The sequence below is a fragment of the Paraburkholderia sp. GAS334 genome (genome assembly GCF_050436625.1).
Taxonomy (GTDB): Bacteria; Pseudomonadota; Gammaproteobacteria; order Burkholderiales; family Burkholderiaceae; genus Paraburkholderia.
Genome location: NZ_JBNDMO010000024.1, coordinates 15,119 through 34,980, shown reverse-complemented (window position 1 = coordinate 34,980; position 19,862 = coordinate 15,119). Strand labels below are relative to the sequence as shown.

Sequence of the window (19,862 nt, the reverse complement as noted above, 5' to 3'; positions counted from 1 at the left end):
GGACACGCGGGGTCGCCACTCGGCTGGCCATTGTCGTCCGACAAAAACATGGCGCCGGAAAAACAAAAACCCCGCAGGACTTTCGTTCTGCGGGGTTTTTGAAGAATTCTGGCGGAAAGGGTGGGATTCGAACCCACGGTACAGCATAACTGTACACCGGATTTCGAGTCCGGCGCATTCGACCACTCTGCCACCTTTCCGGCATTGTTGACGCTCGGCTAACTACGCTGCTGCGCCACTCCAAGCGGGTCGCTGCTTGGAGAAGCGAAGATTATAGAACAGTTGAAACCGCTTTCCAAGCCCCTTTTTGCAAAAACCCACTGGGACCTGATGCGATCTACTCGCTCGCTAATCTCAGACGGCCGCGGGCACTTCCAGCCGCTCCACTCCACCCAGGTACGGACGCAGCGCTGCCGGCACCGTCACCGAGCCGTCCGCGTTCTGGAAGTTTTCCAGCACCGCGACCAGCGTACGGCCGACTGCGAGGCCCGAGCCATTCAACGTGTGCACGAGTTCCGGCTTGCCCTGCGCATTGCGATAGCGCGCATGCATGCGACGCGCCTGGAAGGCTTCAGTGTTCGAGCAGCTCGAGATCTCACGATACGTGTTCTGCGCAGGCACCCACACTTCGAGATCGTAGGTCTTGGTCGAGGAGAAACCCATGTCGCCGGTACACAGCGTGATGACGCGATACGGCAACTCGAGTTTTTGCAGGATCGTTTCAGCATGGACCACCATCTGCTCCAGTGCGTCATACGACGTTTCCGGCGCGACGATCTGCACCATCTCGACCTTGTCGAACTGGTGCTGACGGATCAGACCACGCGTGTCGCGGCCGTACGATCCCGCTTCCGAGCGGAAACACGGCGAATGCGCGGTGAGCTTAACGGGCAGCGCGCCCTCTTCGAGGATGCTGTCGCGCACCGTGTTCGTCAGCGAAATCTCCGACGTCGAAATCAGATACTGCGTGACCGTGTTCTCGCCACCGCCCTTCTCGACGCGGAACATGTCGTCGGCGAATTTCGGCAACTGGCCGGTGCCGTACAGGATTTCCGGATTGACGATGTACGGCGTGTACACCTCGGTGTAACCGTGGTACTGCGTATGCGTGTCGATCATGAACTGCGCGAGCGCGCGATGCAGGCGAGCAATCTGTCCACGCAGCAGCGTGAAACGCGTACCGGACAGCTTCGCACCGGTCTCGAAATCAAGGCCGAGCGGCGTGCCGATGTCGACGTGATCCTTCACCTCAAAATCGAACTGGCGCGGGGTACCCCAGCGACGCACCTCGACGTTATCGGTTTCATCCCGGCCGGCTGGCACGCTTTCGTGCGGCAGGTTCGGCACACCGAGCAGCAGGTCTGACAGACGCTTCTGAATGTCTTCCAGCTGCGCCGCCGACGCCTTCATCTCGTCGCCCAGGCCGCCCACTTCGGCCATCACCGCCGACGTGTCCTCGCCTCGCCCCTTCATCCCGCCGATCTGCTTCGACAGGCTGTTGCGACGGGCCTGAAGCTCCTCGGTACGGGTCTGGATGGCGCGGCGTTCCGCTTCGAGTGCGGAGAACGCCGCCACGTCGAGGATATAGCGGCGGTCGGCGAGGCGTTTCGCGACGCCTTCGAGGTCTTTGCGCAGCAGCTGGATGTCGAGCATGGGATTGGGGCGGGTATTCGTTGTGTGAAGGTGCGATTTTAGCGCAACCGGCCGGCGCATCAGCCACGCGGCGCGGCGTTGTGCGGCTCGTCAGTCTTTCTTCGGCTTGTTCTCGCTGCGCCATTGCGCATCGAGTTCGCGCAGACGGTTCATCTTGTCGGCGATCTTGCCTTCGAGACCACGCGGCGTCGGTTCATACCAGTGCGGCTCGCGCATGCCGTCGGGCAGATAGGTTTCGCCTGCCGCATACGCGTCCGGCTCGTCATGCGCGTAACGATAGTCGTGACCGTAGCCGAGTTCCTTCATCAGCTTCGTCGGCGCATTGCGCAGATGCACGGGCACGCCGCGCGACTGGTCCTTGCCGACGAAGCGACGCGCCTCGTTGTACGCCATGTAACCCGCGTTCGACTTCGGCGCGACCGCCAGATAGATGATCGCCTGCGCGAGCGCCAGTTCGCCTTCCGGCGTACCGAGACGTTCGTAGGTTTCGGCGGCGTCGAGCGCGATGCGCGCGGCGCGCGGATCGGCGAGGCCGATGTCTTCCCATGCCATCCGCACGATGCGCCGCGCGAGATAACGCGCGTCCGCGCCGCCGTCGAGCATGCGACAGAACCAGTACAACGCGCCGTCCGGATTGCTGCCGCGCACCGATTTATGCAGCGCGCTAATCTGGTCGTAGAAGGCGTCACCGCCCTTGTCGAAGCGGCGCAGGTTTTCCGCGAGCGCACTGCCGAGCAACGCGCCATCGATTTCCGTCGTCTTCTGCTGCGCAGCCGCCCGCGCGACGATTTCCAGGTTGTTCAACAGCTTGCGTCCGTCGCCGTCGGCGGAGCCGATCAATGCGGCGCGCGCTTCGTCGGTGAAGGTGAGGCCACCGAGTTCTTTCTGCGCGCGATCAAGCAGTTCGCGCTGCTCGTCGTTGTCGAGACTCTTCAGCACGTAAACAGCCGCCCGCGACAGCAACGCGCTGTTCACCTCGAACGACGGATTCTCGGTGGTCGCACCCACGAACACGAACAGCCCCGACTCGACGTGCGGAAGGAACGCGTCCTGCTGGCTCTTGTTGAAGCGATGCACTTCGTCGACGAACACGAGCGTCTGATGGCCATGCGCGCGATGCACCTGCGCGGTTTCGACGGCCTCGCGGATGTCCTTCACGCCCGACAGCACCGCCGACAACGCGATGAATTCAGCATGAAACGCATCGGCCATGAGGCGCGCGAGCGTCGTCTTGCCGACGCCGGGCGGGCCCCAGAGGATCATCGAATGCGCCTCGCCCGATTCGAACGCGACGCGCAGCGGCTTGCTCAGACCAAGCAGATGCTTCTGTCCGATCACTTCGTCGACAGTGCGGGGGCGCAGACGCTCGGCGAGCGGCACGTTGGCACGGGTTTCTTCAAACATGGCGTTTTGTGGATAATCTCGCATTCGGTACAGCAAGGCGCGTGCACGGGCGTCGCGCTCCATCGCGGTCCTGCATTATGACAGCCGCCAGGCCGTGGCGAGATGCACGGGCACGACGTTAGCCATCCGGCCAGGGTCACAGCGCCGCCCGCGCGCGGCACAATACAGTCATGCGGTTTCGAATCAAAGCGCGCGCGCAGTACACAATCACATCACTACAAATCAGCAACACAGAGGGACATCACTCGATGGCAAACGATCCAGTCTCCGGCGAAGCCGGCTCCACTTACGCTCCGCTTACACCGGTGCCCGATTCGCGGCGCGCGTTCCGCACCGGCGATGCCTTCGCGCTGTGGTTTTCGCTCGGCATCGGCCTGCTGGTCGCGCAGGCGGGCGCGTTGCTCGTGCCCGGGTTGTCGCTTCCGCAGGCGCTGGCCGCGATCGTCATCGGTAGCGCGATCGGTGTCGTGCTGCTGGCGCTGGCTGGCGTGATCGGCACGGATACGGGGCTGGCGGCCATGTCGTCGCTGCGGCCCACGCTCGGTGTACGCGGCGCGTCGGTGCCGGCCGTGCTGAACGCGGTGCAGCTGGTCGGCTGGGGCGCGTTCGAAATCATCGTGATGCGCGATTCGGCGGAAGCGCTGGCCAAACAGTCATTCGGTGTTTCGATGCCGCTCATCTGGACCGTGATCTTCGGCGTGATGGCTACGCTGCTCGCGATCAGCGGGCCGCTTTCGTTCGTGCGGCGATTCCTGCGCACGTGGGGCATCTGGCTGCTGCTCGCGGGCGCCGTGTGGCTCACGTGGAATCTGCTCGCGAAGCAAGATCTTGCCGCGTTGATGCGGCGTCCGGGCACGGGTGAGATGCCGTTCGGCGGCGCGATCGATCTTGTCGTCGCGATGCCGCTGTCGTGGTTGCCGCTGATCGCCGACTACACGCGCTTTGGCCGTCGCGCAGGCGAAACGTTTCGCGGCACGCTGCTCGGTTTTGGCATTGCGAATATCTGGTTCTACGCGCTCGGCGCCATCTATGGTCTCGCGGCCGGCGGCGGCGACGCGCTGCTCACCACGGCGCTCGCGCAGGCTGGCGGTGGGCTCGCGCTGCTGCTGATCCTGATCGACGAAATCGACAACGCGTTCGCCGATGTTCATTCGGCGGCCGTCTCAACCGGCACGTTCTGGACACGCATGAGCGTGCCTGTGTTGTCGGCTGCGTTTGGCGCAGTGTGTACGTTGATTGCGCTGGCCATCCCGATGGCGAAGTACCAGAACTTCCTGCTGCTGATCGGCTCCGTATTTGCGCCGCTGTTCGGTGTGGTGCTGGTGGATCACTTCATCGTCCGGAAACGTCGTATCGATGCTGCCGTGATCGGCGATATGCATGGCCGCTATGGGTTCTCGGGCGGATGGCACGTGAGCGCGTTTATCGCGTGGGCGATCGGCATTGCCGCCTATCAGGCGATCAATCAATGGTTGCCGAATCTCGGCGCGACGCTGCCCGCGCTCGCGATCGGCGCGCTGTGCTACCTGGCGTTTGTGTCGGCGCGACGCGAAGCGTACGCGTAAATAAATGCAGAAAGGCCCGCTCGATGCGGGCCTTCCTGTTTCTGCAACGGGTGTGATGACGCACGCGCTCGCGTTACGCCACAGACGCATCCATAACCACAGATGCTCTCACCGCGCGCAACCTGAATGCAACATCAGCGCAAACCTCACCGCGTCGCTGGCCGATACTCAACGCCTGGCAGCACGCACAGCAACTCATACGCGAGATTCGCACCGAGCAGCGCGGTCGTACCGAACGGATCGTACGGCGGCGCAACCTCAACCAGATCGCCGCCGACGATGTTGAGCCCATGCGAGCCGCGGATGATTTCAAGCGCCTGCGGCACAGTCAGCCCGGCGATCTCCGGCGTGCCCGTACCCGGCGCAAACGCCGGATCGATACCGTCGATATCGAACGTGATGTACACGGGCCCATCGCCCATCCGTTCGCGCACGCGGTTCATCAACGGCGCCAGCGACTGGTTCCAGCACGCTTCCGCCTGCACGACTTCGAATCCCTGATCGCGGCACCAGTCGAAATCTTCTGCCGCGTAGCCCGTGCCACGCAGACCGATCTGCACCACACGCGACGTATCCAGCAGCCCCTCTTCCACCGCTCGACGGAACGGCGTGCCGTGGGCGATCTTCTCGCCCATCATCGTGTCGTTGACGTCCGCGTGTGCGTCGACGTGAATCAGCCCGACCTTGCCGTATTTGCGATGAATCGCGCGCAGAATCGGCAGCGTGATCGTATGATCGCCGCCCAGCGTGATCGGCTTCGCGCCGTGCTGAAGAATCTCGTCGTACGCAGTCTCGATGCGCGAAATCGAATCGAGCAGGTTGTACGGATTGATCGCCACGTCGCCTATATCCGCAACGCGCAGCGAATCGAACGGCGCAGCGCGCGTCGCCATGTTGTAAGGACGCAGCAGCACGGATTCGGAACGGATCTGACGCGGACCAAAACGCGCGCCCGTCCGGTTCGACGTACCAAGGTCGAACGGCACGCCGACGAAGCATGCATCCAGCCCTTCAGCCGACTCGACGTACGGCAGACGCATCATCGTCGTGATGCCGCCGCAGCGGGCCATCTGGTTGCCGGAGAGCGGTTGCGGGCGGTCGACGTTGGCGTCGGGGAAAACGAAGGCAGAAGGTTTCATCGTGGTTCGCCAATGAAAGAGATACAAAAGAAACGAAAGGGATCCGATTTACATAGGGCAAACCCAATAAAGCCAGAACCCGGTTGATTCTTCATTCTTGTGCACTTTTCAGGAAGATAAAATACGAACAGAATAAACTTCACATCGATCTCCATCGATGTTTAATCGCCAGGCCACCGCCACACACGGCAAAACCCATGTTCTCACAACTCACCGACCTCGATCTGCGCCTGATTCGCGTGTTTCTTGCGATTGTCGACGCCGGCGGCGTCACAGCCGCGCAAGCCTCACTCAACATTGGCCAGTCGACCATCAGCACCCAGCTCGCCACGCTCGAAACGCGCCTCGGCTACCGCCTGTGCGACCGCGGACGCGGCGGCTTCAGCCTGACCGCGCGGGGCGAGCAGTTTGTCGACGCGTCGCGCACGCTGCTGTCGGCGATGGAAACGTTCGGGATGCAGGCGCGCAACGTCGGCAGAAAGCTGGTCGGCACGCTTGGAATCGGCATGATCGGTCACACGCCGGTGGCGGCGAGCGCGCGGATCAGCGAGGCGATCCGGCGATTCCGCGCGCGCGACGAGTCGGTGCGGTTTTCGATTCTGGTGCGCTCGCCGGGTGAACTCGAAGAACTGTTGCTCAGCGACCGCATTCAGGTAGGAATCGGCTATTTCTGGCACCGCGTGCCATCGCTGGAATACACGGAAATCTTCGCCGAAGACCAGTTCGCGTATTGCGCGAAAGGTCATCCGCTGTTCGCGCACGCGGGCCACGTCGATCCGGCCGAAGCGGCGCAGCACGAATGGGCGTGGCGCAGTTATCCGCTGCCCGAAGCAGGCAGTTCGACCACGTCGCAGAACGTGACGGCCGTCGCCGACAACATGGAGGCGGTCGCGATGCTCGTGCTGTCAGGCTGCCATCTCGGCTATCTGCCGGAGCACTACGCCGCGCCGTATCTGAAGGAAGGGTTGCTCGCCGCGTTGAATCCGCAGCAGATGCGCTACCGCGTCGCGTTTCACATGGTCACGCGGGCACGGCAGCATCGGACGGATATCGTCGAGGCGTTCATCGACGACATGCGCGCCACCCATCCGTCGAGCGGCGCGCAGGAAAACCCGATCAGCCGTTGATCACATCCGCGCCCTTCGGCACCGTGAACTTGAACTGGTTCGGCGACAGCGGAGGATTCTTCTGGATATTCGAGAACGTCAGCAACGTGACGTTACCGAACACGTCGTGCAGTTCCATCGCTTCGAGATTACCGTCGCGAAAGCCGATACCAACGCGCTGAAACTGCGTGTCTTTGGACTTCGGCGTCAGTTCGAGCCAGTCGATGCCGTCTTTCACGCCCGCGTCGCGCAACGTGAAGTTCTTGTCCAGATCGTTGCTGCCGAACAGGATCGCCGCCGGGCTCGCGCCGAGCGCGCCGCCCAGCGTGCGCACCGTGACCTGGTTCAGGTCCTTGTCGTAGACGTAGAGCTTGTCGCCGTCGGCCTGCAGCACCTGTTCATACGGCTTCTCGTACGACCAGATGAACTTGCCGGGCCGCGCGAACAGGAACGTGCCGCTCGCCGTGCCGCCGGACTTCGACATCGTCATCGCGCCGCTCGCGCCCTGCGCGCTGCTCGGCGCCTTCACTTCGCGCTGGACGAACGTGCCGCGCGCCGCGTGGACCTGCGCCACAAACGCCTTCAGCTGCTCCGTACCACTCGCAAACGCCTGCGACGCGAAAAGCATCGACGCGCCAATCGCGACGCCGCCGACGCCTTTAACCAGCCCGCGAATCAACGAACCCAAACCCCGAGGACGGGCATTCAGCCCGACGTTGTGCTGCATATCATTCTCCATGGAAGGAACCGGAAGCCGACGCGGCGGTGGTGGCGCAACCAGCGCCATGCCAGCGCCACGCCGTATATCGATCGTCGCGGATAAGCGGATCAGAACAGGCTCAATCGGCCTCGCGCACCGGCACGAGAATCTCGCGATTGCCGTTCGACGACATCGCCGAGACAATCCCCGACTGCTCCATCTGTTCGAGTAGCCGCGCGGCGCGGTTGTAGCCGATGCGCAGATGCCGCTGCACCAGCGAAATCGACGCGCGACGGTTCTTGGTGACGATTTCGACCGCCTGGTCGTAAAGAGGGTCCGACTCGCCGCCGGCCGCTCCGGTTCCCGCAGCGCCTGCGGAACCTTCATCGCCCTCGCCGCCAACGCCGCCTTCGAGGATGCCCTCAATGTAGTTCGGCTCGCCCTGCTCCTTGAGCTTGTCGACGACGCGATGCACTTCCTCGTCCGACACGAACGCACCGTGCACGCGCACCGGCAGCCCGCTACCCGGCGGCAGATACAGCATGTCGCCCATACCGAGCAGCGATTCCGCGCCCTGCTGGTCGAGAATCGTGCGCGAGTCGATCTTCGACGACACCTGGAACGCCATCCGCGTCGGCACGTTGGCCTTGATCAGGCCGGTGATCACATCAACCGACGGACGCTGCGTAGCAAGGATCAGGTGAATACCGGCCGCGCGCGCCTTCTGCGCGATCCGCGCGATCAGTTCCTCGACCTTCTTGCCGACCACCATCATCAGGTCGGCGAGTTCGTCGATCACGACGACGATGTTCGGCAGGCGCGTCAGCGGTTCGGCGTCGTCCGGCGTCAGGCTGAACGGATTCGGGATCTTTTCTTCGCGCTTCGTCGCTTCGTCGATCTTGTTGTTGTAGCCGGCGAGATTGCGCACGCCGAGCTTGCTCATCAGCTTGTAGCGGCGCTCCATTTCGGCGACCGCCCAGTTCAGCGCGTGGCCGGCCTGGCGCATATCCGTGACGACCGGACACAGCAGATGCGGAATACCTTCGTAGACGCTCATTTCGAGCATCTTCGGATCGATCAGGATCATGCGGACCTGGTCGGCGCTCGCCTTGTACAACAGCGACAGGATCATTGCGTTGATCCCGACCGACTTGCCCGAACCGGTCGTGCCGGCCACCAGCAGGTGAGGCATCTTCGCGAGGTCGGCGCAGACTGGCTTGCCGCCGATGTCCTTGCCGAGGCCCATCGTCAGCGGCGAGGCCGCGTCGGCGTACACTGCGGAGCCGAGAATCTCGGACAGCGTCACCGTCTGGCGGCGCTGGTTCGGCAATTCCAGCGCCATGAAATTCTTGCCCGGAATCGTCTCGACGACGCGGATCGACACCAGCGACAGCGAACGCGCCAGATCCTTCGCGAGACCGACGATCTGGCTGCCCTTCACGCCCGTCGCCGGCTCGATTTCGTAGCGCGTGACGACCGGCCCCGGATAAGCCGCGACCACGCTCACGTCGACGCCGAAGTCTTTCAGCTTCTTCTCGATCAGCCGCGACGTGAATTCGAGCGTATCGGCGGAAATGGTTTCCTGCGCGACCGGCGCGGCGTCGAGGAGCGAGATCGGCGGCAGCGTGGAATCGCCCGGCAGATCGGTGAAGAGCGGCACCTGACGCTCTTTCTCCACACGCTCCGATTTCTCGGGCTTCACGACCGGCGGCACGATCACCACCGGCTCGTGTTCCTCGATGCGCACGCGGCCCTGCTCGACCTTGCCTTCGCGTTTGACGGCCGCCGCTTCGCCGAGCTTGCGGTCGCGGCCCGCTTCGCGACGCAGCTTCGCGAACGTGACCGCCGAAATGATCGATTCGCCGACGCGTTCGCACACCGACAGCCACGAAAAGCGGAAATACAACGACAGCCCGATCGCGAGCACGATCAGGAGCGCGAGCGTGCCGCCCGTGAAGCCGAGCGCGTGCGACACGCCATGCGCGACCGCTTCGCCGATCACGCCGCCCGGCGCGCGCGGCAACTGCACCTTGAGTGACCACATGCGCAGCGCCTCGATGCCGTCGCAGGCGAGCAGCACCAGCACGAAGGCGAACGCTTCGGCGAGCCAGGTGTTGTCGCGCGGCGCGTCTTCGTCGATGGTTTCGTGCTGGGTGATGCGGCGATAGTTGGCGGAAATGCGTCGCGCCAGCAGGACGACCCACCAGTACGCGGACAAACCGAAGAGGAGCAGGAGGATATCGGACGTCCAGGCGCCGACGCGGCCCGCCCAGTTGGCGATATGGTCGACCTGGGCGGCGTGGGTCCAGCTGGGATCGCGGCGGGTATAGCTGACGAGCGCCATCAGGAGGAAGACGCCGAGCGCGACCTGCAAGATCCAGCGGATTTCGGTGAAGAGGCGCGACATGCGATGCGGCAATGCCTGCGCGTTCGCGGAATAGGTAGCTTTTGCCATTGATCCTGTAGCGTGTGCGGCCCGGAACGGGTTGCCGGAGACGCTCCGGCCGCCGTTCATTCGATGCGGCCTATTGTAAACGCAGTGTTGCACGCACGGCTGTAAATGACGGTAACCGTCCACGGGAGCCGTTCACGGGGCGCAACGGTCAGGAAAATCGCCGGAAACGGGCGGAAAGGGGTCAAAAAGCGCAGAAAGCTATCGCGCCGATGACAAAGCTTCATGAAGCAGCCCCTTGCCCCGCCCTTTATAATGCCGGACGAACACCCATCTACTGTTTCGACAAGTCACCCGGCATCGCACTGGCGAGCCCGACGCTTTTTACGGATTTCGATCATGCCCGCACCCACCAAACACGCCAAGGTTCTGATTCTCGGTTCCGGCCCTGCCGGTTACACCGCCGCTGTCTACGCAGCACGCGCCAATCTGTCGCCGGTGCTCGTCACGGGCATGGCCCAGGGCGGCCAGCTGATGACCACGACCGACGTCGAAAACTGGCCGGCCGATGGAAACGGCGTGCAGGGTCCGGAGCTGATGCAGCGCTTCCTGGAGCATGCTGAGCGCTTCAACACCGAAATCATCTTCGATCACATTCACACTGCAAAGCTGGACGAAAAGCCTATTCGCCTGATCGGCGATTCGGCTGAATACACGTGCGATTCGCTGATCATCGCGACCGGCGCGTCGGCGCAGTATCTCGGCCTGCCTTCGGAAGAACTGTTCATGGGCCGCGGCGTGTCCGCTTGCGCGACCTGCGACGGCTTCTTCTACAAGCAGCAGCACGTCGCCGTGATCGGCGGCGGCAATACGGCCGTTGAAGAAGCGCTGTATCTGTCCGGCATCGCGAAGAAAGTGACCGTGATCCATCGCCGCGACAGGTTCCGTGCCGAGCCGATCCTGATCGACCGTCTGCTGGAAAAGCAGAAGGAAGGCCTCGTCGACATCAAGTGGAATCACGTGCTCGACGAAGTGAAGGGTAACGAAGGCGGCGTGAACGGTCTGCGCATCAAGAACATCAAGACCGATGAAACGACCGATCTCGAACTGCAGGGGCTGTTCGTCGCGATCGGTCACAAGCCGAATACGGACATCTTCGAAGGCCAGCTGGAGATGAAGAACGGCTACATCATCACGAACGGCGGCCTGACCGGCAACGCGACGGGCACGAGCGTGCCGGGCGTGTTCGCCGCCGGCGACGTGCAGGATCACGTGTACCGTCAGGCGATCACCAGCGCCGGCACGGGCTGTATGGCCGCACTGGATGCGCAGCGTTATCTGGAAAGCATCCACGACGAAACGATCGGCGAACATGTGATGAGCGCCGAAGCAGACCGGTAAAATAGCGTCAGGGCGCTACCCGACGCAGATCAAGGGCCGCGGCCGCGAGGCACGCGGCCCTTTTTGCATCTGGCGCGTCCCTGCTGGCGTCATTTGCATGTCTGTTGCGAACGCCTCGCGATGCTTTCCCCCGTGGAGGCATCGCACGATGATGACTTAACCGCACCTGCCGCGCGACTTACCGTCATGCCGAAAAATCTGCCCCATCCGAACGAACCGAAACGCTCACGTTCTGCTAGTGCCGCCGCGCCGCGTGCGGTGGAAACGCCGGTTGCTTCCCAAAAGCCGCTGGTCGAGCCGGCTGCCGGGCTGGCCGGCCTCGGCGCGTTGCGTGACGCGTTGAAGGTCGACACGCAAAAGCGCGAGCGAGCGCGCGCGGAGGCCGTACAGGCGAAGCGCGAAGCGTCCGCCGATGCCGACCTGTTCCGCCGCGAGATCGGCTCGGTGGCGCCGCTCGCCGTGCCGCCGCGCGCGACGCTGCCGCGCAACCCGCCTCCCCCGCTGCCCGTCCAGACGAAGCTCGATGAAGAAGCCGTCCTGTATGAAGCGATCTCCGACGAATACGATCCTGAGGTGCTTCTTGAGACCGATGAGACGCTTTCCTACTGCCGGCCTGGTGTGAGCCAGGAAGTCGTGCGCAAGTTAAGGCGCGGTGCCTGGATTGTGCAGGCGCAACTTGATCTGCACGGGATGCGTCGTGAAGAGGCGCGTGAGGCGCTGACTGAGTTCATCCGCGAATCGGTGAAGCGTGGGCTGCGGTGTTTGCGCGTGATTCACGGCAAAGGGTTGGGCTCGGTCGGCAAGGAGCCGGTGCTGAAGGGCAAGGTGCGCGCGTGGCTCGTCCAGAAATCGGAAGTGATCGCGTTCTGTCAGGCCCGTCCGCACGATGGCGGCGCGGGCGCGGTGCTGGTGCTGCTGCAGCCGGGCGCGATGCCCGCGCATCACTATCATCCCAATCAACTCAAAACGTGATGGAGCGTCATTGATGCATCCGAGGCTCACGCTCGCGCTGACCATCATGGAAGCGTTGGCGATTATGGCTTATGTGATTTCCGGGTTTATTGAGGCGAGGACGCGGCGGCTTGATGCGGTTGGGACTTTTTTGGTGGCGATTGCTACGGCTTTCGGCGGTGGGACTGTGAGGGATGTGCTGCTTGAGAGGCGGCCGTTTTACTGGGTCGATCATCAGTATTACGTGATTGTGATCTTTGTGATGTCGTTGTTTGCGCCTGTGACTTTTAAGGCTATCTCGCGGGTGATTTCTGAGCGCGTGTTGCTGATTGCGGATGCTATTGGGTTGGGGTTGTTTAGTGTGTCGGGGACGTCGCTTGCTTTGGATGCTCAGATGCCGTGGTTTACGTCGGTGATGATGGGGGTTCTGACTGGGGTTTTCGGTGGGGTGATTCGTGATGTGCTTTGTAATGAGGTGCCGTTGATTTTGCGGGATTCGCGGCCTTATGCTACCTGCGCGTTTGTTGGGTGCTGGATCTATGTACTGCTGGATTACGTTAACTTCGATACGGTTTATAGCGTGTTGATTGGGACTGGGTTCATCCTTATCGCCAGACTTGTGACGTTTAAGTTGGATGTGCGGTTGCCGCATTGAGGGCGGGAAATCAGCCCTTGCGGACGTTCGCAGGTCCGCGGGGCGATGAATGTCCGCTTCCGGGTAGTTCCGCATCAGGCGGTAGCCGGCCAAGAACGGACCTTTAACTCGAAGACTCAGATCGTTGACGATCGACAGACAAACGTGCGGTGCTACCGCGTCAGCGACACAGGTGGGCGCATTGTGGCGGGGTCACACTGCCTGCTCCACGGGTCAGCGAGCGCTTCCGGGGGACATCACGGGGCCGGTGACGCGTATCGAAGTATTGGCGAGCGGGGAGGACGCGAATAATCCAAGGACGGCAGGTTCGTTCGCGAAAATCTGCTGATACGATGCCTCGACCACTTTTAGGTTTAGCAACGCTGCCTCGCCGCTTCACCTAAGCTGCGGCAAACTCGAGCCGATCGTCTTCACAGCGGTCTTGCCGCGGCGGAGCAGCTTGACCTGAGACCGCGCGATGTCACTCCATGTCTGCTCCGCTCGACGCACGGCGCAATCGAACGACTCGTCTTCCACCGTGCAGCGACCGTCTACGGTGATCAGCCATCCCTTGCGCGTACGCGTGCAACTCACGCGCCCGTCTTCCATGAGGTCGGCGTACCAGCGCCAGACACGCGCATCGTCAGCGTTCGCGCGAACGGCGGCAGCCAGACGCGTGATCTCGAGGCTATGCGGGTGCGAGCCTTGCAGTTTCAAACCCATTTCATTCCCTTTTCGAAGCCACTCAAAACCGGGCGCCAGGCGCAAAAAGCCTGTTTCGCGTTCGTCCAAAACGCGAGGCGACTACAGCCGGGAGCGCCCCAGCAAACCGTTCAGGTCCGACGCAGGCACGTTGCTGCGCCATGCCAAGCCGTGCGCGTGCCAGCGTATGCCCGACAGGGTCGCGCGCTGCAGTGCGCGTATGAACCGCAGCGGGGAGAACTCACGCATGCCCCGCCGCACGGCGGGGCATGGTGGCCGCGATTGGCATCGAGCTTAGGCGGCGCGCGGCTGAAGGTCCTTGTGACAGGCCGAAGAGTTCCGAACCGACGCGCGTTGCCTCGCAAGCGAGTCACGCAGATCTCGTCGTAGCGCCTCAGGACTTGAGGAACTCGAGCAGCTCGGCATTGACCTGATCGACGTGCGTGCTGCACATGCCGTGCGGCGCGCCTTTGTAGACCTTGAGCGTCGCGTTCTTGACGATCTTCGCCGAGAGCTTCGCCGAATCGTCGATCGGCACGATCTGGTCGTCGTCGCCGTGCAGGATCAGAGTGGGCACACTGATCTTCTTGAGGTCGTCGGTGTAGTCGACTTCAGAGAACTGCTTGATGCACTCGTACTGGCCTTTGATCGAACCGGCCATGCCCTGGCGCCAGAAGTCCTGCACGAGGCCCTGCGAGACTTTTGCGTCGGGGCGGTTGAAGCCGTAGAACGGCGTGGCCAGGTCCAGATAGAACTGCGAGCGGTTCGCCGCCACCCCGGCGCGGATGTTGTCGAACACCGACATCGGCAGACCGTTCGGATTGTTCGCAGACTTGACCATTTGCGGCGGCACGGCGCCGATCAGCACGGCCTTGGCCACGCGCTTTTCGCCATGGCGGCCGATGTAATGCGCCACCTCGCCTCCGCCCGTGGAATGGCCCACGAGCATCGCGCCCTTCACGTCGAGCGCGTCGAGCACAGCCGCTAGATCGTCGGCGTAGGTGTTCATGTCGTTGCCCTCGGACGGCTGGCCCGAACGGCCATGGCCGCGGCGGTCGTGCGCGATCACCCGGTAGCCACGATTCACCAGGAAGAGCATCTGCGCGTCCCATGCGTCAGCCGAGAGCGGCCAGCCGTGCGAGAAGACGACCGGCACGCCCGTGCCCCAGTCCTTGAAGAAGATCTGCGTGCCGTCCTTCGCGCTCACGTAACTGCCGCCGTGAAGATGCGAGGTGCCGTGCGCATGCGCCGAGCCGCCCGTCACGGACGCGGCTGCGTTCGCGGACAGGCCCGACATGGCGGCCACGGCGCCAGCCATGCCCGCACTTGCCGAAAGCAGCCTGCGGCGCGACGCCGAAGGCCTGGTCGAATCGATTTGCTTTTTGTTCATGCTGGATCTCCGTCGTTGCATCGCCGCGCGCGGGCGTGGCGACGACCTTGCGTGTTGAGATGGATAGCGTTGCGGCGAGGAGCGAGAACTCGCTGAGAAACGCCACATGCCGGCTGTCACTCTAAAGACGCAAGCGGCCAAAGTCCTTGGCGCAAACTCAAAAGTCCTGAAATGAACCCGTCATGCCTTTGCGCACAGCGAGGCGCAAAAGTTATGGGCACGATTCGGCGGCGTCGACGCGCTCACGCACGACCCAAAGCCCGATCGAACGGATATGCCGCATGCGCCAGAGATTAAATATTCTTAATCGGACACTTCCCGATCCAGACGAACCTATACTTTTTCCGCGAGCCTTTTCGCGTAGTTCCCGTCACGCCACGATCACCAACCAAGACTCGCATCATGAATCCGTACATCCTTTCGCTGCTTGCCGATATTCTTGCCGGCGTCGTCTACGGCGTGATCGACGTTCAATCCTCGGACCTCTAGCGGATGAACAACGTCGAGTTTTTTCACTACCTCCTGTTGTTGATCTGCGGCGCGGGCGCCCTGACGTGGCTCGCGGAGCGCATCGCGATCCCGCCTGCCGTCGTCCTGCTGCTCGGCGGGTGTGTGATCGCAGTCGCAGGCAGGCGCGTACCCGACGTGGACCCGAACCTGCTGCTCACGGCCGTGCTACCGCCGCTGCTGATGTCGAGTTCGTTCTATACGGCGTGGAAGGAATTCCGACGCGGCATCGGCACGATCGTTTCGCTCGTGCTCGGGGCCGTGACGTTCACCACCGTCGCGGTGGCTGTCGCCGTGCATGCCTTCAACCCGAACCTGCCATGGGCGGCATGCTTCGCGCTCGGTGCGATCGTCTCGCCACCCGACGCGGTCGCCGCCAAAGCGATCCTTCAGCGCCACCCGCTACCCGCCAGGCTCGTGGCCGTGCTGGAAGGCGAAAGCCTCGTGAACGACGCGTCGGGCCTGCTGCTCTATCAGATGGCGGTCTCGGCAGCGCTAGCCGCGACGATCACGGTCACGAGCGGAACAGTGCTGTTCTTTACGCTGACCCTGATCGGCGTCGCGGTCGGCATCGTGTGCGGCCAGGCCATGTGTTGGGTGTTGCCGCGTCTGGGCGATGCGATGCTCGGCATCGTCGTGACCTTCGTGATGGCGTGGGCCAGCTACGGTATCGCGGAGGCCGTCGGCGGATCGGGTGTGCTGTCCGTCGTGACCTGCGGTCTCGTGCTCGGCATCCGCCAGCATCGGGTATTCGACGCCGATATGCGCATCAAAGCCAAGGCGACCTGGGAAGCGGTCGTGTTCGTGCTCGAGGCGCTGGTCTTCATCCTGATCGGCCTCACACTGCATGCGCTTCTCTCACGGGTGAATCACGAATCGGCCGTGTTGATGGCCGGGCTGCGTGTCGCATTGCCAGCAACTGCCGCAGCCATCGTTGCGCGTCTCGCATGGGTGTTTGCTGCGATCTGGCTGCCCGACCAGTTGCGCGCGAAACGCTCGGGTCGCCAGCCGTGGACCTTCAAGGAAGCGGTTGTGCTCGGATGGGCGGGTATGCGCGGCGTAGTCAGTCTGGCGGCCGCAATCGCGCTGCCAGCTAATTTCCCCGGCCGCGACCTGATCGTCTTCAGCACGTTTGTGCTGATCATCGCGACGCTTGTCGTGCAGGGCGGCAGCCTGGCGCCGCTGATCCGGCTGCTGAAACTGCGCCCGACAGCCCGTCACACCATGTCCGAGCATGAGGCGCGCGCCCATACGTTCGGCGCCTCTCTTGCTGCGCTAGAGGAAATCGACGAGCGCTCGTCCGGCATCGAACGCGCGACGGTCGAACGGCTGCTAGCCGAATACCGGATTCGCGTCACCGCGAACGAAAGCGCCTACCAGTTGGGCGCGGACCGCATCGAACACCGTGCGCACTTCCTGCGTGTCGAACTCGAACTCGTCGGCGTGTCGCGCGGGGCATTGCTCGGCCTACATCGCGACGGCAAGGTAGACGACGCGGTCCTGCATCGCATCGAATCCGAGCTTGATTTCGAGGAACTGCGGCTGTTGCGGCTGCTCGAGCCGTAACGGCTTGCATCCGCGTCGACCGTCAACGAAAGATATTGATCATGCCCACTACGATTAAGGCTATGCTCACGCCGCGCGAAAGCGACATCGGCAACCTGATCGTGCGTCGCGTGCTTCCCGCTCGTGCCGCGCGCCTCATCGGACCATTCATTTTCTTCGACCATATGGGGCCAGCTGTGCTGCCCGCTGACAGCGGCGTGGACGTGCTCCCGCATCCGCATATCGGCCTCGCGACCGTCACGTACCTGTTCGAAGGCTCGTTCGTGCATCACGACAGCCTCGGCTACCGGCAGAAGATCGTACCCGGCGACGTGAACTGGATGACGGCCGGGCGCGGCATCGTCCATTCAGAACGCACGCCGCTGGAGGACCGGCCGGTTGGTCAGGCAATCCACGGCATTCAGACCTGGGTCGCGCTGCCCGTCGAACATGAAGACGCCACGCCCGCGTTCATTCATCACCCGGCCAATACGCTGCCGACGTTCACGCGCGACGGGGCAACCGTACACGTGATCGCCGGCACGGCTTTCGGCAAGACCTCGCCGGTCGAAGTGTTTTCACCCACGCTCTACGTCCACGCCGAGTTCGCGGCTGCCGGCCGCCTCGCACTCGATGCCGAGCACGAGGAGCGCGGCGTCTATCTCGTCGACGGAGATCTGAGCATCGACGGGACGCCGTTGTCTCCTGCAACGATGGCCGTGCTGGAGCCGCGCACAACGGCCGAACTCGCCAGCGCGCATGGCGCGCGCGTGTTGCTCCTCGGCGGCGAGCACCTGCCGGGCGAACGCTTCATCGAGTGGAATTTCGTGTCCGGTTCGCGCGAGAAGATCGTGGCTGCGCGGCAAGCCTGGGCTGCGCAGACCTTCGGCAAAGTGCCTGGCGAAGAGCACGAGTGGACGCCCCAGCCCGAGCGTGGCGCACATTGAGCATTGTCTGGCGAGCGCCCGCGTCTGGCGCGTAACGCTCCTCATTGCGCGCCTCACGAAACCTTGACGCGCGCCTCGTCTCGACTGAGCCACGCATGAATCTGGCTGACAACTGCTGCGCCGTCCCCTACCGCTGCGGCCACCCGCTTCGGCGCGCCTGAACGGACGTCACCGATCGCGAAGAGCCCCGGCACATTCGTCTCGAGCGGGAGGCGCCGAGTGCCTGCGCTCGCATCGGACGATCCCGTTTCGACAAAGCCGCGCTCGTCCAGCTGAACGCCCAACGATGTCAACCAGTCCGTTTTTGGATCCGCGCCGATGAACAGGAAAAGATGCCGCGCCTCTATGAGCTCGCTGCCCTTGTCGTGATGAAAGACGCGAATTCGCTCAAGACCACCGTCGCTCGCTTCCAGTGATTCGAGCGTGCATCTTGCGCAAATCGACACGTTTGGCAGAGCGCTGAGCCGGTCTATCAGGTAACGGGACATGGTCGCTTCGAGACCGTCTCCACGTATCAGAACGCGTATGCTTTTCGCAAAGTTGGCGAGAAAGACGACAGCCTGCCCAGCCGAGTTACCCCCACCTATCAGCACAACGTCTTTCCCGCTGACGAGACGCGCCTCGATGGGCGACGCCCAATAGTAGATCCCTCTGCCCTCGAAACGTTCAAAGCCCGTCACGGAAGGCTTTCGATACACCGCTCCGCTCGCGACCACGACCGTCCGCGCACGAACGCACTGTCGATCGGATAGCGCGAGCATGAAGTTGCCCGCCGCGCCCTCGACCCGATCGACCGCACTGGGAATGGCCACGTGAACACCAAATTTCAATGCCTGCTGAAACGCGCGTGCCGCAAGGGCTTGCCCCGATATGCCAGTCGGAAAGCCGAGATAGTTTTCGATACGTGCGCTCGCACCGGCCTGACCACCCGGCGCGCGCCGATCGAAAACGACGACCGAAAGCCCTTCCGAAGCTGCGCAAACGGCCGCCGCGAGGCCCGCCGGACCCGCGCCGATGATTGCGATGTCGTAACGCTGCGACGCACTGAACGTCGGCACGAGGCCGAGCCGGGTGGCGAGCTCCACTTCGTCGGGCGCCCTCAGGACCGACCCGTCCGGGCAGAAGACAAGCGGAAAATCCTCGGCCTTCGAGGTGAGGCCGGCAAGCAGTTGCACGGCGTCCGAATCCTTGTGTGCATCGATCACCGCAGCCGGATAGGCATTGCGCCGCAAAAAGCCTTGCAGGCGGACCACCCTCGCGTCGTCACCCTTGCCGACGATAATCGGACCGAGCCCCTGCTCGATGAGCCCGAGACGCCTCAGGATCAATGCGCGCATGATGTGCTCGCCCAACTGGGCGTCCGCGATGATCAGCGCCCGCAACTGCTCCGAGTTCAGGACGAGCGTCTCGCAGTCAGTCATGGCAATCGCGTCCACCAGCGACGGTTTGCCGGTGAGTTGCGCCATTTCGGCCATGAAATGGCCGAAATGATGGTCTGTCACGACCGTGGTACGTCCTTGCGGATCGCACGAATAGATCCGGACACTCCCGTGCAGCAAGATGAATAGCCCTTCGGCAACGCGCCCCGTCCGGAAAATCGAATCGCCAACCTTGAACGCCTTGGGGCGGCCATAGCGGCTCGCACTACGGATCTCCGCATCAGAAAGGCGCGGAAACATTTGGTGCTGCCGATACTCAAGGGACGAAAATGGAGGTTCAGCGTCGACTGGGCCTGCGTCCGTATTACCTGCGTCGATCATATTTGCCTCGCCTGTCGACCAAGTTGAGTTAGAGTCAGAATGTTAGCGATAGGGAGCCCAAAAGTT

15 protein-coding genes and 1 tRNA gene are annotated in these 19,862 nt (G+C 62.9%); 7 read left to right on the top strand and 9 right to left on the bottom strand.

The genetic code is table 11. The annotated features are described in order from the left end of the window. Nucleotides 1–109: 109 nt before the first annotated feature. The 3 genes from P3T21_RS30230 to P3T21_RS30220 all read right to left on the bottom strand — a co-directional run bounded on the left by P3T21_RS30230 (nt 110) and on the right by P3T21_RS30220 (nt 3,057). A tRNA-Ser gene (locus tag P3T21_RS30230) sits at nt 110–200 on the bottom strand. 154 nt (nt 201–354) lie between these two features. Further along, entirely contained in the window at nt 355–1,653 is a 1,299-nt protein-coding gene (serS, locus tag P3T21_RS30225) for a serine--tRNA ligase (protein ID WP_429259616.1), read from the bottom strand. Between the two features lie 90 nt (nt 1,654–1,743). Further along, nucleotides 1,744–3,057 (bottom strand): replication-associated recombination protein A, encoded by a 1,314-nt coding sequence (locus P3T21_RS30220; protein ID WP_429259615.1) that lies wholly within the window; start codon nt 3,055–3,057, stop codon nt 1,744–1,746. Between the two features lie 248 nt (nt 3,058–3,305). Here P3T21_RS30220 and cytX point away from each other — a divergent pair, with 248 nt between their 5' ends. Further along, complete coding sequence (cytX, locus tag P3T21_RS30215) at nt 3,306–4,622, top strand: putative hydroxymethylpyrimidine transporter CytX (protein ID WP_429259614.1); 1,317 nt, start codon at nt 3,306–3,308, stop codon at nt 4,620–4,622. Nucleotides 4,623–4,768: 146 nt separating this feature from the next. Here the strand turns inward: cytX and speB are convergent, their stop codons facing one another. Next, on the bottom strand, nt 4,769–5,761 hold the full coding sequence (speB, locus tag P3T21_RS30210) for an agmatinase (protein ID WP_429259613.1): 993 nt from the start codon (nt 5,759–5,761) through the stop codon (nt 4,769–4,771). Nucleotides 5,762–5,958: 197 nt separating this feature from the next. On the opposite strand from speB, the gene P3T21_RS30205 reads away from it, so the two are divergent. Beyond that, nucleotides 5,959–6,888, top strand: coding sequence for a LysR family transcriptional regulator (locus tag P3T21_RS30205; RefSeq protein WP_429259612.1), 930 nt, complete (start codon nt 5,959–5,961; stop codon nt 6,886–6,888). Here the strand turns inward: P3T21_RS30205 and lolA are convergent. Further along, nucleotides 6,878–7,594: an outer membrane lipoprotein chaperone LolA gene (gene lolA, locus P3T21_RS30200; protein ID WP_429259611.1), complete on the bottom strand. Its 717-nt coding sequence runs from the start codon at nt 7,592–7,594 to the stop codon at nt 6,878–6,880. The two genes, P3T21_RS30205 and lolA, sit on opposite strands and share 11 nt — an antisense overlap. Nucleotides 7,595–7,706: 112 nt before the next feature. Then, on the bottom strand, nt 7,707–10,022 hold the full coding sequence (locus P3T21_RS30195) for a DNA translocase FtsK (protein ID WP_429259610.1): 2,316 nt from the start codon (nt 10,020–10,022) through the stop codon (nt 7,707–7,709). A gap of 336 nt (nt 10,023–10,358) precedes the next feature. Between P3T21_RS30195 and trxB the strand changes: the two genes are divergently transcribed. The 3 genes from trxB to P3T21_RS30180 all read left to right on the top strand — a co-directional run bounded on the left by trxB (nt 10,359) and on the right by P3T21_RS30180 (nt 12,966). Continuing rightward, entirely contained in the window at nt 10,359–11,360 is a 1,002-nt protein-coding gene (gene trxB, locus P3T21_RS30190; RefSeq protein WP_429259609.1) for a thioredoxin-disulfide reductase, read from the top strand. A 186-nt stretch (nt 11,361–11,546) separates the two neighbouring features. Continuing rightward, nucleotides 11,547–12,332: a Smr/MutS family protein gene (locus P3T21_RS30185; RefSeq protein WP_429259608.1), complete on the top strand. Its 786-nt coding sequence runs from the start codon at nt 11,547–11,549 to the stop codon at nt 12,330–12,332. Between the two features lie 13 nt (nt 12,333–12,345). Then, entirely contained in the window at nt 12,346–12,966 is a 621-nt protein-coding gene (locus tag P3T21_RS30180; protein WP_429259607.1) for a trimeric intracellular cation channel family protein, read from the top strand. A 375-nt stretch (nt 12,967–13,341) separates the two neighbouring features. On the opposite strand, the gene P3T21_RS30175 is transcribed toward P3T21_RS30180, so the two are convergent. Both P3T21_RS30175 and P3T21_RS30170 read right to left on the bottom strand, forming a co-directional pair. After that, nucleotides 13,342–13,668 (bottom strand): hypothetical protein, encoded by a 327-nt coding sequence (locus P3T21_RS30175; RefSeq protein ID WP_429259606.1) that lies wholly within the window; start codon nt 13,666–13,668, stop codon nt 13,342–13,344. Between the two features lie 373 nt (nt 13,669–14,041). Continuing rightward, nucleotides 14,042–15,037 (bottom strand): alpha/beta fold hydrolase, encoded by a 996-nt coding sequence (locus P3T21_RS30170; RefSeq protein ID WP_429259605.1) that lies wholly within the window; start codon nt 15,035–15,037, stop codon nt 14,042–14,044. A gap of 492 nt (nt 15,038–15,529) precedes the next feature. Between P3T21_RS30170 and P3T21_RS30165 the strand changes: the two genes are divergently transcribed. Together P3T21_RS30165 and P3T21_RS30160 are read left to right on the top strand one after the other, a co-directional pair. Further along, nucleotides 15,530–17,110: a cation:proton antiporter gene (locus tag P3T21_RS30165; protein WP_429259604.1), complete on the top strand. Its 1,581-nt coding sequence runs from the start codon at nt 15,530–15,532 to the stop codon at nt 17,108–17,110. Nucleotides 17,111–17,151: 41 nt separating this feature from the next. Beyond that, entirely contained in the window at nt 17,152–18,036 is an 885-nt protein-coding gene (locus P3T21_RS30160; RefSeq protein ID WP_429259603.1) for a pirin family protein, read from the top strand. Nucleotides 18,037–18,089: 53 nt separating this feature from the next. Here P3T21_RS30160 and P3T21_RS30155 read toward each other — a convergent pair whose 3' ends face one another. Further along, complete coding sequence (locus P3T21_RS30155) at nt 18,090–19,796, bottom strand: FAD-dependent oxidoreductase (RefSeq protein ID WP_429259602.1); 1,707 nt, start codon at nt 19,794–19,796, stop codon at nt 18,090–18,092. Nucleotides 19,797–19,862 lie beyond the last annotated feature (66 nt).